The sequence below is a fragment of the Thalassospira australica genome, assembly GCF_000763295.1.
GTDB lineage: Bacteria > Pseudomonadota > Alphaproteobacteria > Rhodospirillales > Thalassospiraceae > Thalassospira > Thalassospira australica.
This window is the reverse complement of the sequence record NZ_JRJE01000032.1, coordinates 63,778-78,873: the sequence shown is the minus strand read 5'-3', so window position 1 is coordinate 78,873 and position 15,096 is coordinate 63,778. Positions and strand designations below refer to the sequence as shown.

Below are 15,096 nucleotides of genomic sequence, written 5' to 3'. Positions count from 1 at the left end.
AGCGTATATGAGGTATATTGTAGCAGATTGCTACAGATTGATGTCTCGTTTTGGCAGGAGGTTTAAAACCTTGAGCAAAGCATCTTCTCCTATTCGACTGGAACGCGGCCTTATGGAGGCTGCCAAAGCAACCGGTGCACTATCGCATCGCAGTAGCGCAGAACAGATCGAATATTGGGCCGACCTGGGGCAAAAGGTATCGCATATCCTGAACCCTGAAGTGATTTTGGCCGTTAAGGCAGGATTTGCGGCACTCTCGGTTGAGCAGGTGAAACCAGCGGAAATAAACGTGGATGATGTTTTCGCCGGCTTGAAGCGTGACCGGGAAGGCGGGAACTTGTCCGGGAAAATTTCCGATGGAAATGTCCGCTTTCAGGCGTCAAAAAGCCATCCCGGTATGCTTGAACGCGTTTCACCCGATGGCAATGTTGAAATAGGTGAGTTCGTTGATGGCAGTTTTAAAGTCATTGCGCACCCATGAAGCAGCTTTGGGTCCTGGTCGGTGGGAACGGCTCGGGAAAAACAACCTTCTATGAAACCATCCTGAAACAACACGGATTGCCATTTATCAGTGCTGACCTGATCGCAAGGGAAGTCTTCCCTCAAGATCCGGAGGGTAACAGCTATGAAGCTGCCCGCTTGGCGGAAATGATGCGCGAGAGGCATATACAGCAGGGTACAAGTTTCTGTTATGAAACGGTATTTTCACACCCATCCAAGATTGATTTTCTCGCCCGTGCAAAAGCAAAAGGATATGAGATTGTCCTGATTGTTATCCATGTCGGGTCCACCGGTCTGAACCTGGCCCGAATTCGACAGCGGGTGGAAGAGGGCGGGCATAATGTTCCGAGCGACAAGGTCAAAACCCGTATTCCGCGTACTTTAAACAACGTGAAAAAAGCGATCCCGCTCTGTGATGACGTTCGGGTGCTTGATAACGCTAGTCTGGACACGCCGTTTCAGGAAGTTTTGACGATCAGGCAGGGCGTAATAACCGCGCACATTGATCCTTTACCAGACTGGGTGCGCGGTCTTTTGTGATTTGCGACAAAGCCTCTGAGCTCAGAATTATACCGTAAACGGCACGTCCTTGCCGGCGATAAAGGCATCGATGTTATCAAGCGCACGGAAACCCATGGCGTTGCGGGTTTCGACCGTGGCCGATCCCAGATGCGGCAGCAAGAACGTGTTGGGCAGGTCGCGATAGGCTGGTTCGATATTGGGTTCACCGGCATACACATCCAGCCCGGCCGAGGTCAGCTTGCCCGATTTAAGCGCCGCAATCAGATCATGGTCATTGACCACATCCCCGCGCGCGGTGTTCACGATGATGGCACCATCAGGCAGCTTGGAAATGAAATCTGCATTGACCATGCCGCGTGTTTCCGGCGTCGAGGGGCAATGAAGCGACAGGAAATCGCAATGCGGCAGAAGGGCATCGATGCTGTCGTGATAGGTCGCGCCCAGTTCCTGATCGGCGGGCAATTGGCGGCGATTGTAATAATGGATATCCATATCAAAGCCACGTGCGCGCTTGGCAACGGCCTGACCAATCCGGCCCATGCCAATGATGCCAAGTTTCTTGCCGGTGACTTGTGTGCCCATCAGATGGGTCGGACGCCAGCTTGACCAGGTGGCGTTGCGAACCTGTGCTTCGCCTTCGCTGGCGCGCCTTGCGGCACCAAGGATCAAAAGCCAGGCAATATCAGCGGTGGCATCGGTCAGAACACCCGGCGTATTGCCAATGATGACCCCCTTTTTCCTGGCGGCTTCCAGATCAATGTGATCGGTCCCGACCGAGAAGGTGGCAACGATTTTCACGCTGTCTGCCAGCTTGTCAAAGAACTCGGCATCAATCGGATCGCCGACCGAGACAAGGGCGGCATCCGCCCCGTGGCACAGTGCCAGAATTTCAGCACGTGTCAGGGGATCGTCGGTTTCCTGACGGCGAACATCATAGCTTTCTTCGGCGCGTTTCGCGACGGCATCGGGCAGTCGGCGGGTTACGGCAAGCACGGGTTTCATTGTGTGTTTCTCCCTGATGAGGATGGTTTTCTTATTGATAGAATTAGAATAGCTGTCCGACGGCAAGGCGGATACCAATCGATGTGATCACCATCGACAGCAGGAAATCAGCCATGACAATCGCCCCCGCCGTAGGGATTGGCACATCAAGTGTCAGCTTGGCGATATAGACGCCATATACCAGCGTCGCGATGATCGCGATAAACACAAATCCCCCGGCACCAAGGGACGGGAACAGCACACCAAGCATAAGGGCCGCAAGATAAAGCCCCATCTGCAGCACGCTGGCCCAGTTATACACGACGATAAAGTTGATATAGCGTTCCGCCCGCCCCAGCATGGGCAGGACGTGAAACATGATCAGCGGGAAGGCAACCCATTTGATGACATAGGAAATGACCTCAACCACCATATAGCGCATGGCGGGGAAATCGTCAGGCGCGTCAAACAGATCGTGCCAGCGCAAAAAGGCAAAGGCCGGAAAAACAATGACCGCCGCCAGAAACGAGCGCCAGAACCCGTTGATAGAGAAGTCAAAAAATTCAAGACCTTGTGCGTCGGCACGTGCAAGTCGCCATGTGCCGTATAGGGCGCGCAGGGTTTGGGTCGAAGTGCTCATTTAGGGTCCAAACTTATTCACATGATCGCCCCGGTCGCCCGGATTTGTACCGATAGGCAAAGCAAAATCGCAGGAAGATCGATATCTTTCAAGATTTTGCGAAAAAATAGCTCCTGCAGATCCGGATGATCCAAAGGACAACGGATATGAGAGAAAGCCTTTGCGTCAAATTCCGTGACCGGGGATGCCCCGACTTGGCGCGCTTTTCCTTGCTTTTTCTCTCATATCAGTTGCCGGGGTGGTGGTGGGAATGCGTTTAAACCCGGGGATTTTTCAGGGCTGCGGGACAAATCAGACAACCGCGTATCAAGATGTGTCTGGCTGTCTTTGGGCAACAGTCACTTAGCTTATCCCTGATTGCAGGTCGTTCACAAGATGACCTTTTCAAACGTCTTTTCTACACGCGGCCAATCGGGCCTGTGGCATGAAAAGAGGTGGCGGGATCAGGATGACGGACAATTCGGACGAATATGCGTTGCGCTTGTCCTATCTTGAACAGACCGATCCCAATTCGCTTGCGGTTGCGCGCCTGTATCTGGAAATGGCCAGCAATCAAACCCATCATGAACGCGCATATGCCTTGACGCTGTTTGATGCCGCGGATGCAATTTTTTCCCAATTTCTGCCAACCGCACGTGACGCAGCACTGGCCGGGCTTGCCTTAAGCTTAAACAATCGCGCCGCATTGGAGATCGAAGCCAAGCAATGGGATTGGGCGGTTGATGCCGCCAGTCAGGCCGTACAGTTGCGGTGGGACCGGTTGCGCAATTGTATCGGGCGCAAGGATGATCAGGAACGACTTGATCTTGGCTATTCATTGGCGGCACTGGTGTTGGCATTACGTGGCGCGGGCAAGTGCGATCTGGCGCGCGATGCGGCATGTGAAGGGATCGAAGTTCTTGGCAAATTCGCCGGACAACGCAATCAGGATGCCTTTGTGCTTCTGACCAAACTGATTTGCATTTACGCCGAATTGTGCTCTGTCACCGACCAACTGCCCGATGCCAGCATTTTGTTACCCTTGGCCAAGGCGTTTTACAGTTCACGCACGTAGCCCTGAGATACCTGAAAAATGGCCTGCGTTGAACAGAACGCAAAACGGCCACGGGAAAACTCCTGTGGCCGTCATGGTTGTTCAATTCAGTTGGGCAGATCAGCGCGTGCTGGCAACAGACCAGTTTACGGTGACTTCGTCATCAGCCGGGACTTCGATTTCCCAGGTGACCAGTCCGGGCTCTGGACGATCATGTTTATGACTTTGGGATGTGACTTCCCAGTCGGTGGGCAGGTTTTCGCGGATGGTGACGGTTTCTGCGCGATCGCTTGTGTTGGTGATGGTCCATGAAACGTCTGCGGTGACTTCATCGGGCAGGTTCGGGCGGGACTTGCGCGAAAAGGCGGTGACGTCGCGGGTGCCGGAAAGCTCGCTAGCCTTGCCCAGACGAAGCGTGGCATCGCGCCCGACCGGGGTAAGCGAAATATGGTCCTCGGACAAATACCCGGTGTCGCCGGCCGGTGTGTTGGCAAAGATGCGCACAGTACCATCAGGCCATGGAGTTTCTTCATCTGCGCCGCCGGTATTGGTGATCTTGATCTCAAGATTTGGGCGGATGAAACCCTGTCCGCCATTTTGCCCCATATTGTAAGGGTTGCTTGCGGCTTCAAAGATGGCGTGGCGTTCGGCCGTAAGGGTTTGCGCATCCATCAACGGCACAATGACCGTATCGCCATCCTTCATCGACAGACCACCAAATGGGCCATAGACATGCAGGTTTTCAAAGCTTTCCCGACCGGGGGCTTCTGCCGCCGATGCCGCACCATCGGCCATCGCCGACATCATCATTTCGGTGCGTGCGGACTTGACCATCGGCGGCTGTGAAACGCGATTGGGATCCCCCGCGACAAGGCGCAACTGGGCATCGTCAAAATCACTGCCCGATGCATTGATCACCTTGGCGATGGCCGCAAGGTTGAGGCTGTTTTCCGCACTGTTGTAATAGGCGACATAAGATGTGTTCCAGCCAATACCGCCCAGAAGATAGGCCATCGACACGTGATCAAGCGGATCTGTGGTGGCAATATCGGCATCAAGCGTTGGCGCAGCAGTAAATCCATCGGGCAGATCGGCAACGATCACCTGATCAAGGGGCACCTGTTCAACGCCAAGATCGGTCTGCACAAGGGCGATATGGCTCACCGCCAGAAGTGTCCCACCAATCAAGTCGTCGCCGCGTCGGATGGTTACGGTTTTGCCAACCTGATCGCGCAGCAAGCTATCGATTGAGTCTTTGCCGTTGACGCGGTTGCGTATAGACGTCCAGACAAGATCGCTGTCCATCGATGTGCCCAGCAGGAACGATTCATCCATAATCGTTTGCGGCAATCCGCCGATCCGCAAAAGATTTTGTCCTTCGGGGATGGTGGCGTTGCGTTGTTCGGCAATCAGCGAAAGATTGCCGGGATAAACGGTGAGTTGCAGCTTGGTACGATTGCTGGCCGGTATCGCGATGGACGGGGTGGTGGTTCTGGTATTTTCGGCTTCTGTTTGGGCCTGGGCGGTATGGATATCCGGTCCGAAAAAGACGGTTGATCCCAACAAGGCGGCCAGTGCAAAACGATTACGCAACGCTGCAGACATTCCCGATCCCCTACGTGATGGGTGTAATTACATAAGTATTCTCGATGCTACCTTTGCGTGAAAAGATGGCAGGATCAAGGACATGTCGGGACGATTTCAAGGGCACCATTGCGCACCGACCGCGCATGTAAATGCACGGTGCGTTCACCGATTGGATGGTTATGGTCGCTGAGTTTTAACCCTGGCCGCTAGCCCAGATCATGATGGAAGGAATAGCCACCCGCTTCGGGCAGATGATGCTGGAAAGCAGCCTGTCGCGCCGTATCAAGGATAATCGGGGCGCGCAGATTGACCGACATGCTGGCCGGGCCGTCATCAGGCTTGTGCAGGGTAACGATCAAAAGAACCGCACCGTCATCCTTTCCGATGCCATGGATGCGAAAGGCCTGTTCAAGATGGTCCGGCTGGATCGTTTTGCTTTGCAGGTTATAGGGCGCGATGATAAAGGCCAGTTCCGGTTCGGTCAGGCATTGCATCAAAAGAAAGGCGTTTCCTTCTTCGCCCGGGAAGCTGGCAAGGGCAAAGACATTGTGATCGGGAAAACCTTTGAGCCCGGCAGGGAAATAGATCGCCTTGTCCCAGGCAAATTCACGTTCGCCAAACAATGTGGTCAGCTTTACAGCGGACGGGACGGCATCCGTAGCCGTTGGGGTTGAGCCTGACGTGGTCTCCATCGCGTCCTCCTGCTGAACAATGTGTACGCCGCACCAAGAATGTAAAATCATTTTGGGCTTCTATGCCCAAGTTTCAAGGGCTTGGCAGGCGAAGAGCGATTTTACCACCGCTTCCTTTAGCAGATGTTAAAGTATGTTGCCTTTATCTCCGGCAAAATGGGGCAGATAAAGGCAACATACTTTAATTAAACAAAACCCCAACCGGTTCGCTAAATCCTTTGACCTGAATGGTTTGTGTCTGCTTGTAGCGGGCCAGAAGAACCGGGGCGGCAACGGGGCATTCGTCATGGAGTTTGGCGGCGAAATTTGTGCTCATGACCGTATCACTGCCAAGCTCGCGGGTGGCTTTTTCAAGGCGGGCGGCCAGATTGACGCTGGCCCCGATCACGGCCGATGTCATGGCCTCGCGTTGGCCGATATCGCCAACAACCGCAGGGCCAAAGTTCAGCCCGACACCGATTTCAAGCGGTTTGCCACCATCGGCAGGTTCCTGGCTTTGCCATTCCGCGACTTGGGCAATGATGGCCTGAGCCGCACAAAAGGCATGGGTTGCAGGACGATCGAGATCGTCAAAGGCGGCGAAACTCGCCATGACGGCATCGCCAATATATTTTTCGACAATCCCGCCATAGGCCCCGATTTGCGATGTTGCAATTTGATGGAACTGATTAAGGAAGCGCATGACTTCCTGGGGGTCGCGTTTTTCGGCAAAGCGTGAAAATCCGATGACATCGGCAAACAGAATGACACATTCGCGCCGTTCGCCCACCCGCACCGGTTCGTCGCGATCGGCCAGTTGATCGGCAAGCGCGGTCGGGAAATAACGCGCCAGATTGCCATGTGCGCGTTCGGATGCCGCCGACTGGTTGATCAGAACCCGAAGCCGCGAGACCATCACCGCACAGGCCAGCGTAAAGACAATGACGATAACGACCTGTTCGGCAAGGGCAGAGATATCAACAAATTCGGGCAGGTTATAGGTATCAATAATTTCCTGCTGGGTCGGGTTCCATTCATCGCCAAAATGCTGGGACACGATGACGCCGGGCCGGGTCATTAACCACCAGATCGCCCCGCACCATGAAACAAACAGCCAGAATCCAAACCACAAAATTAGGCGCGGGGAAAAAGTCATGATGATGATTGCCATCATGATCATCGAGAAGACCACCCCGCGGTCGCGCACAACAAACCCGTACAGCCATGCCGGTTGGTCAAGCAGCGGGTTCAGCGGATCGGGCACGACCGATACATAGACAATCAACCCGGCATCAATCACCGCCAGCAGATAGATCATCCAATAGGATTTATCCCCGCGAAAGGCGACAAACAGCTGCACAAACACGCCGGGAATGAACCAGGCGAGAACTTCAAGCAGGGTATAAAGCTTGCCAGTGGGGGAATCGGGCTTGCTGAACAACAAAAGGATAAAGGCCAGCAGACAAATACGCAGGAAGGCAACAAGGATCAGCCCGCGTTTTTCCTCGCGGGCGACAAGACGTTCAAAAAGGGAGTCCGATGGCTCAGTTTTTGACGGCATCAGCAAGAAGTTGTTTCAGCCCTTCGCTGTCCTTGATGACCAAACGGCCATCACGCCTAGTGATCATCCCCTGTTTTTCCAGCTCGCGCAGTTTTTTGTTCACCGCTTCGCGGGTAACGCCCAGCATCAGGCCAAGCTCCTGCTGCGACAGTGGCAGGGCAATACGAATGCCTTCGGGGTCCGGGCCGCCATGACGTTCGGCAAGCCACAGAATCCGTTTGATCAGACGGGCTGTCAGATCAAGGAAATTGGCGTCTTCCAAAAGGTCGCTGACCCAGCGCAGACGGCGGCACAAAAGGGCGGTGATATGGCGGCGCAGCGGGGCTTCGCGGTCAAAGATTTCAAAGAAGTCATCGCGCGAAATAAACAGGGTCCGGGTCGGGCCGACTGCCCGTGCGGTAGCCGTACGGGGTTCGCCGTCAAGAAGGGCGATCTCGCCAAATACAGCCCCCGGTGCGAGAACGTTCAAAACGATCTCCTTGCCGGTTTCCGATACCGAAGAAATGCGAACCTTGCCCGCCTCGACCGCATAAAGGCCATCGGCAGGTGCCCCTTTTTCAAACAGCAACTGACCGTCTTCGATCCTGCGTACGGTCGCCTGATTTGAAAGCTGCTCAAGCAGTTCGGGATCAAGATCCTCGAACAGGAAGCTGCCTGCCAAAATGCGGGAAGCGACTTTTGCAAGTTGCGGCGATTTGGGACCGTTTAAACTATTCACCGGGTTCACTTTGAAAATGGTTTCGTTTCAGGGGGCGAATCGAAAGATACAGCCTCAGGGCCTGACGACCAAAGTAGCACAATTACCCTATTTTACGGCAAGCTGTTTTACACGTGATGTGGGGCAAAGCCAACAGGGCAACGCCGTCTGTCTTTCCCTTGTGCGGTTGTATCGTGGGTGGGGCGGGCACCCAAACAAATTCTGGGATTTTTGAACGATCTACACCAGTCAATGCAGTTTGGATGATCGGTTTAAGGCATGAATTTGGAGCATAAAACTCAATTAACCGGGATCGGAATATGTAAAACCATGGCGTGAATGTCAGGTAAACTGCGACTTAAGGCTAAAACATAGAATGTTTGACAAAATCTCCTATATTTTTTAAATTGTCCCAATTCCGGGTTCGGGCTGTTTAAGAACAAGATTGTCAAAGCAATCACTGTCCGCGGGATTTCGTTCAATCGGGAGGAAGTAATGAAGATGATTTCCAAAGGTGCCCTGGTCGGTGCCGTATCAATTGCTGCTGCGTCATTTGGGTTCTCCGCGCAGGCGGCTGACGTCACCCTGAATTTTGCGCATGTTGATCCGGCAGAGTGGACCACCTCGAAAAAGGGTGCAGCGTCTCAGGTCTTTAAAAATATTGTTGAAGCAGAATCCGGTGGTCGTATTGAGGTCGGGTTGTTCCCGGCTGGTGCGCTGGGCGGTGAAACCGATCTGCTGCAGAACACCCAGGATGGCACGCTTGCCATGTCGATGGTTTCGGGACCGTTTTCGAAGGTCTGCCCGGAAGCAGCCGTACTTGATATCCCTTATGTTTTCCCCAATGCCAACGTCGCCTGGAGCGTCCTTGATGGTGATTTCGGGGATGAACTCGCGGCACACTGTCTGGAAAAAACTGGGCTGCGTACCCTGGCGTATGGTGAAACCGGTTTCCGTAACTTCACCAACTCTCAGCGCGCGGTGGCAGAACCGAAGGACATGGAAGGTCTTAAAATCCGTGTCATGACCGTTCCGCTGTTTGTTGAAATGGTCAAAGCCCTTGGGGGCGAGCCGACCCCGATTCCCTGGCCGGAAGTTCCGACCGCATTGACCACTGGTACTGTTGATGGTCAGGAAAATCCGATCAGTGTGATTTATGCCAACAAGTTCTATGAAATGCAGAAATACCTGACGCTTGACCGTCACGTATATGGCACCGACTTCATCGTGATCAACGAAGCAACCTATCAAAGCCTTTCGGGTGCGGATCAGGCGCTTCTGCGTCGCGCTGCGGGTGTTGCATCGAATGTTGGTCGGTCGATCCAGCAGTTCAATTCTGCCGAAGGCGTTGCCAAGCTGGCTGAAGAAGGCATGGAAGTCACCACGCCGAGCGCAGAACAGCTTAAGGCATTCCGCGATGCGGCACAGCCGGCGGTTATCGAATGGCTTTCGGGTCAGATTGATGCCGAGTGGATTGACAAACTGCAGGCAGCCGTTTCTGAAGCCGAAGCGTCGATGTAATTGGTTCTTGGCAGGCTGGGCGCTCCTCCTTGTGCCTGGCCTGCCCTTTTTTCCCGCCACCGTGCTTTAATACAAGCATCAGAAACTTCAGTGATCCGGGGGAACCCCATGCAACGCACCGAGAATGCGTTTAAGCGTTTGCTCGCCGGACTGTCGGGGATGAGTATCCTCGTTGTCTTTGGTGTTGTTTTTGCCGGCAGTATCAGCCGCTATCTGTTTTCTTCCCCGCTGCAATGGAGCGAAGAAGTCGCGAAATACGCGATGATTTATGGCTGCATGTTCGGTGTGGCCTATGCCTATCTGCAGGGAACCCAGATCACCTTTAGCATTGTGATTGATACCGTCTCCGCGCATCTGCGCCGTCGGATTGCCATTCTGGTTGATGCGGCAACGCTGGTTCTGGGCGGAATTCTGGTTCATGCGGGGCTAATTTTTGCGACCAAACGCGGGGGCATTGTCGCTTCCGGGCTCGGGATCGAGATGTTTTGGGCGCAGATCGCCATCATGATTGGTGGTGGGTGTCTGGTCATTGCAGCCGTCCTGCGCATCATTTCTTTCTTTATGGCAGGCCTTGGAGAGGGTGAAGACGCATGATTACCGGTGTAACCCTTCTTGTTCTGCTAGCGATTGGCGCACCTGTTGCCTTTGCGATTGCTCTGGCCATTGTGGCCTATATCGGGACGGGAACGTTTGGCATTGATCTGCTGCCCCAGCGTATTTTTGCCGGGCTGGACAGTTTTACCATTCTGGCCATTCCACTGTTCGTACTCGCCGGTGAGTTGATGAATGCTAGTGGGATCACGTCACGCGTGATCAATCTGGCCAATGCACTTGTCGGCCATGCCCGGGCCGGTCTGGCACAGGTTAATATCTGGTCATCGGTGATCTTTGCCGGTCTTTCCGGATCGGCGGTGGCCGATACATCCGCCATTGGCCGTATCTTTATTCCGTCGATGGAAAAAGAAGGCTACCCGCGTGATTTCGCTGCGGCCCTGACGGCGGCGTCCTCGGTGATCGGGCCGATCATTCCGCCCAGCATTCCGGTGATCATCTATGCCCTGATCACGACCAATGTGTCGGTGCCAGCCTTGTTTCTGGCGGGAATTGTGCCCGGTGTTCTGTTGGCTGTGGCGCTGTCGGTCTATGTGCGCTTCTTTGTAAAGGATTACGCCAAACCGCGTGCACGCATGAATATGGTCGAAAAGCTCAAGGCGGTGTGGAATGGTCTGATTCCGCTGTTCATGCCGGTCTTTGTCATTGGCTCGATCCTCGCGGGGATCGTTACCCCGACCGAGGCAGCAAGCTTTGCGGTGTTCTATGCGCTGATCGTCGGGTTGTTTGTTTTCCGGGAACTGAAACCGGCGGAACTGCCGGGTATCTTTTCTGGTGCGATGCGTGATTCTTCAAGTATTCTGATCATTATGGGAACGGTGGCTGCGGCCAACTGGTTTATGACATTTGCCGGTATCCCACAGGCGGTCAGCCAATTTGTTCTGGGCTATGTCGATAGCCCGGCCATGTTCCTGATCCTGATCAACATCATGTTGCTTGCAGTCGGGCTTGCTCTTGAAGGCATTGCCGCGATGCTGGTTCTCGTACCGATCCTGCATCCGATTGCGATCAGTCTTGGCATCGATCCTACCCACTTTGGCATCATTGTCATCTTTAACCTGATGATCGGCCTGATCACGCCGCCAATGGGGCTTTGTCTGTTTGTTGCGGATGCGGTCGCCGGTGTCGGGATGGCACGCATGATCCGGGCCATCATGCCGTTCTTTATTGTCGAACTTCTGGTGTTGCTGATCATCACCTTTGTTCCGGGCATCGTTACGTTCCTGCCCGAAATGTTTGGATTTTAGGATACCTGTCCATGTTGAAACTCGGTCTTATTGGTAAAGGCATTTCGCGCAGCCAGTCGGCACGACTGCACGTGTTGCTGGGCCGTATGTGCGGTATGGATGTCACGTACGACTACCTTGATAGCGATCAGATCAGGGATTTTGATCTGATCAAACAACTTACCGCCTGTGCGCAAACCGGCTATGCCGGGGTCAATGTCACCCATCCCTATAAAACCAGTGCGCGGACACTGATTACCCCGCGCAAACGCCTGCCCGGGGCACTTGGATCGGTTAATACGGTTGTCTTTCGTAAAGACGGCTGGCGGGGGGACAATACTGACTTTGTCGGTTTCATGCGCGGCTATCGCCAGCAATTTGGCGATGCAAATCCGGGTGAGGTGTTACAGCTTGGTGCAGGTGGTGTTGGTCTTGCGACCGCCTTTGGCCTGCGCGGCCTTGGGGTAGATAAAATCCTGATCCATGACAAGGATCCTGTCCGTGGTAAAGAACTGGTGGCAACTCTAGTGAGAGCCGATGCAAATGCGGTCTTTGTCGGTGAAGATGACCTGACGGACGCGGTGCGCGGTGCGGATGGGCTGATCAATTGCACGCCGATTGGCATGAACCAGTATCCCGGTTGTCCGTTCGATACCAAACTGTTTGGCGGGCAGAAATGGGCGTTTGATGCTGTTTACACACCGGTTGAAACCGCATTCCTGCGATCTGCTGTGAAATCGGGAATTGAAGTCATGACCGGCTTTGAACTCTTCTTCTTTCAGGGTATTGAAGCATTCGAGGTTTTCAGCGGAGCAGAAATCGATGCTGACGCTGCACGGGACGAATACTTCAATGCCTATCCCGGGGCATTGACAGGCTAGGGGACGAGACATGAGTACCAGCAGCACAGTTGCCGAGACGGTCTATAACGAAATTCGCGATGACATTCTGTATGGCGAATTGCAACCGGGCGTGAAGCTTAAGCTTGAGGCGCTCCGCGAACGTTATAACGTCGGCGTCAACACGCTGCGCGAGGTGCTCAACCGCCTTGTCGCATCTGGCTTCGTCTTTGTCGAAGGTCAGAAGGGGTTTCGCGTTGTTGAAACATCGCCTTCCAATTTCATGGAATTGACAGCGATGCGGCTTTTGCTGGAACGCGATGGTCTTGCGGCCTCGATCAAACATGGGGATGTGGAATGGGAAGCTCGTGTGGCTGCTGCCCATCACAAGCTTTCGGCGGTTGAAAAGCAGATGCTGGGCAAAGACAGCCGCGAATTGACGGTGCTTTGGAGCCAATATGACCGCGAATTTCATCAGGCGCTGATTTCGGCCTGCGGGTCGAATCTGCATATGCGCCTCCACCGCGAGATTTTTGATCAGTTCCGCCGCTATGTGGTGATTGAACTGAAAACGCATGGTTTCCGCGCACAGGAAATCATCGATGAACATCGTGAAATCTGTGATCTGTCTCTGGCACGGGACATGGATGGCGCGATTGAAAAACTGACCGACCATATCGAAACGTATCGGCGGCGTTCACAGCATTGATCTGCGTGCAGGTGTTTGAACCCGCGAAACGCAGCCTCCTTCTGTGAGTGCGCCGGTGCCCCACACGCATCCCGGAGGGATAAAATGCTGACCTCAATTGCCACAGTTTCACTGTCGGGCGATCTTCAGGAAAAACTCGACGCCATTGCCGCTGCCGGCTTTGACGGGGTGGAGATTTTTGAAAACGATCTTCTGTCTTTTGACGGGTCACCCGCCGACGTTGGCAAGACGATCCGTGAACTTGGCCTGAAACTTGTGACCTTTCAGCCGTTCCGAGACTTTGAAGGCATGCCGGAACCCCAGCGCACTCGCGTTTTTGAACGGGCTGAGCGCAAGTTTGACCTGATGGAAGAACTTGGCACCGATCTTTTGATGGTGTGTTCAAACGTATCACCACAATCTCTTGGCGGGCTTGGTCGTGCGGCCAAAGATCTGGCGGAGCTTGGCGACCGTGCAGCCAAACGCGGGCTGCGCGTCGCATTCGAAGCTCTGTCATGGGGCAAGCATATCAGCGACTATCGCGATAGCTGGGAAGTGGTGCGCCGTGCCAATCACCCGAATGTCGGTTTGGTACTCGATACTTTCCACATAATGGCGCGCAAGGTGCCGCTGGATGCGATTTCATCTATTCCGGGTGATAAGATTTTTCTGGTTCAGGTGGCAGATGCCCCGACGCTTGAAATGGATGCCTTGTCCTGGAGCCGTCATTTCCGCTGCTTTCCCGGGCAGGGGGACTTCCCGCTGGATGAATTCATGCGTAACCTTGCCCAGACTGGCTATGACGGGCCGCTCTCGCTTGAGATTTTCAACGATCAGTTCCGATCAAGCTCGACCAAAAGCGTTGCCAAGGATGGGCTGCGGTCCCTGATTTATCTGGGGGACGGTGTTGATGGTGTCAAAGTAGGTGAAAACGCCAAGGTGCTGCCGCCCAAGGCCCATGCGCAGGAAGTCTGCTTTGTCGAATTCGCGGTTGAAGAAGAAACCGCCGAAAAGCTTTCAACCCTGTTTGCCGGGCTTGGTTTTGAAAAGCGTGGCAGTCACAAATCCAAGGCTGTGACTTGGTGGAAACAGGGTAACATCAACCTTGTGATCAATTGCGACAAGGATGGCTTTGCCCATTCCTATAACATCGTGCATGGTCCGTCGGTCTGTGCGGTCGGGCTTAAGGTCAGGGATGCCAAGGCAACCATGGATCGGGCGCAATCGCTTTTGGCGGCCCCATTCAGTCAGGCGGTGGGCAAGGGTGAAATTGAAATGCCTGCCATTCGCGGTGTTGGCGGCAGTTTGGTCTATTTCCTTGATGATCACAGCGAACTGTCGCGCATCTGGGATGTTGAATTTGAACACGCCACGGACGCGCATGCAGATTCAGGCTCGGCAAAGCTTCGCAGTGTCGATCACGTTTCATACTCCATGCAGTATGAGGAAATGCTGACTTGGCTTTTGTATTTCACCTCGATTTTTGATCTGGGCAAGATGCCGACCCTTGATATCCCCGATCCGGGCGGGCTTGTGCAAAGTCAGGTGGTGCAAAGTGACGCGGTGCGGTTGATCCTTAATGGGTCGCAAAGCCCGCATACCCAGCATTCCCAGTTCCTCAACGAGTTCTTTGGCAGTGGGGTTCAGCATCTGGCATTTTCAAGCGATGATATCTTTGCATCTGTGGAATATTGCACAGCTCACGGGGTCGAAATTTTGCCGATTCCGGAAAATTATTATGACGACATCGAAGCGCGCTTTGGTCTGGCACCTGAACTGCTTGATAAGCTGCGTGCGAGTAATATTCTCTATGATCGTGATGATGAAGGTGAATATTATCAGGCCTATACGCGGACTTTCGCCAACCGATTCTTCTTTGAATTGGTGGAGCGTCGCGCGTATCGTGGGTTCGGGGCGGCAAATGCGCCGATTCGTCTTGCATCCCAGACGCGGATGAACCGTCGCACTGAAGTTGCCAACTAACCAGATGGCATGCAGCAGGGTGTTGATCTATGAC

At 53.9% G+C, this 15,096-nt stretch carries 15 protein-coding genes; 9 read left to right on the top strand and 6 right to left on the bottom strand.

All coding sequences use genetic code 11. The annotated features are described in order from the left end of the window. The first annotated feature begins 40 nt into the window (after positions 1–40). Both JF44_RS0116455 and JF44_RS0116450 read left to right on the top strand, forming a co-directional pair. Positions 41–481, top strand: a complete 441-nt coding sequence (locus tag JF44_RS0116455) for a TA system antitoxin ParD family protein (protein ID WP_162181420.1) — start codon at positions 41–43, stop codon at positions 479–481. After that, complete coding sequence (locus JF44_RS0116450; protein WP_033070090.1) at positions 478–1,041, top strand: ATPase; 564 nt, start codon at positions 478–480, stop codon at positions 1,039–1,041. The genes JF44_RS0116455 and JF44_RS0116450 overlap by 4 nt, the downstream gene beginning before the upstream one ends. Before the next feature lie 27 nt (positions 1,042–1,068). On the opposite strand, the gene JF44_RS0116445 is transcribed toward JF44_RS0116450, so the two are convergent. After that, positions 1,069–2,025: a 2-hydroxyacid dehydrogenase gene (locus tag JF44_RS0116445; RefSeq protein WP_033070089.1), complete on the bottom strand. Its 957-nt coding sequence runs from the start codon at positions 2,023–2,025 to the stop codon at positions 1,069–1,071. Between the two features lie 43 nt (positions 2,026–2,068). Further along, positions 2,069–2,644 (bottom strand): hypothetical protein, encoded by a 576-nt coding sequence (locus JF44_RS0116440; protein WP_033070088.1) that lies wholly within the window; start codon positions 2,642–2,644, stop codon positions 2,069–2,071. A 448-nt stretch (positions 2,645–3,092) separates the two neighbouring features. Here JF44_RS0116440 and JF44_RS0116435 point away from each other — a divergent pair, with 448 nt between their 5' ends. After that, positions 3,093–3,698, top strand: coding sequence for a hypothetical protein (locus tag JF44_RS0116435; protein WP_033070087.1), 606 nt, complete (start codon positions 3,093–3,095; stop codon positions 3,696–3,698). Between the two features lie 99 nt (positions 3,699–3,797). Here JF44_RS0116435 and JF44_RS0116430 read toward each other — a convergent pair whose 3' ends face one another. The 4 genes from JF44_RS0116430 to JF44_RS0116415 all read right to left on the bottom strand — a co-directional run bounded on the left by JF44_RS0116430 (position 3,798) and on the right by JF44_RS0116415 (position 8,214). Continuing rightward, the gene (locus JF44_RS0116430) at positions 3,798–5,282 is read right to left on the bottom strand and encodes a DUF4139 domain-containing protein (protein WP_033070086.1); all 1,485 of its coding nucleotides are present in this window, start codon (positions 5,280–5,282) and stop codon (positions 3,798–3,800) included. A gap of 188 nt (positions 5,283–5,470) precedes the next feature. Next, entirely contained in the window at positions 5,471–5,956 is a 486-nt protein-coding gene (gene fliW, locus JF44_RS0116425; RefSeq protein ID WP_033070085.1) for a flagellar assembly protein FliW, read from the bottom strand. A gap of 181 nt (positions 5,957–6,137) precedes the next feature. After that, a complete protein-coding gene (locus JF44_RS0116420) occupies positions 6,138–7,496 on the bottom strand; it encodes an adenylate/guanylate cyclase domain-containing protein (protein WP_033070084.1) in 1,359 nt (452 codons plus the stop codon). Beyond that, positions 7,480–8,214, bottom strand: a complete 735-nt coding sequence (locus JF44_RS0116415; RefSeq protein ID WP_033070592.1) for a Crp/Fnr family transcriptional regulator — start codon at positions 8,212–8,214, stop codon at positions 7,480–7,482. Before JF44_RS0116415 ends, JF44_RS0116420 begins: the two co-directional genes overlap by 17 nt. 474 nt (positions 8,215–8,688) lie before the next feature. On the opposite strand from JF44_RS0116415, the gene JF44_RS0116410 reads away from it, so the two are divergent. From JF44_RS0116410 to JF44_RS0116385, 6 genes are all read left to right on the top strand, one after another. Further along, positions 8,689–9,714, top strand: a complete 1,026-nt coding sequence (locus tag JF44_RS0116410) for a DctP family TRAP transporter solute-binding subunit (protein WP_033070083.1) — start codon at positions 8,689–8,691, stop codon at positions 9,712–9,714. Positions 9,715–9,822: 108 nt separating this feature from the next. Further along, positions 9,823–10,308, top strand: coding sequence for a TRAP transporter small permease (locus tag JF44_RS0116405; RefSeq protein WP_033070082.1), 486 nt, complete (start codon positions 9,823–9,825; stop codon positions 10,306–10,308). Continuing rightward, positions 10,305–11,573 (top strand): TRAP transporter large permease, encoded by a 1,269-nt coding sequence (locus JF44_RS0116400; protein WP_033070081.1) that lies wholly within the window; start codon positions 10,305–10,307, stop codon positions 11,571–11,573. Before JF44_RS0116405 ends, JF44_RS0116400 begins: the two co-directional genes overlap by 4 nt. 11 nt (positions 11,574–11,584) lie before the next feature. After that, positions 11,585–12,433: a shikimate dehydrogenase family protein gene (locus JF44_RS0116395; protein ID WP_033070080.1), complete on the top strand. Its 849-nt coding sequence runs from the start codon at positions 11,585–11,587 to the stop codon at positions 12,431–12,433. A 10-nt stretch (positions 12,434–12,443) separates the two neighbouring features. Beyond that, entirely contained in the window at positions 12,444–13,100 is a 657-nt protein-coding gene (locus tag JF44_RS0116390) for a GntR family transcriptional regulator (RefSeq protein ID WP_033070079.1), read from the top strand. A gap of 84 nt (positions 13,101–13,184) precedes the next feature. Then, positions 13,185–15,062 (top strand): bifunctional sugar phosphate isomerase/epimerase/4-hydroxyphenylpyruvate dioxygenase family protein, encoded by a 1,878-nt coding sequence (locus JF44_RS0116385; protein ID WP_033070078.1) that lies wholly within the window; start codon positions 13,185–13,187, stop codon positions 15,060–15,062. Positions 15,063–15,096: the final 34 nt, after the last annotated feature.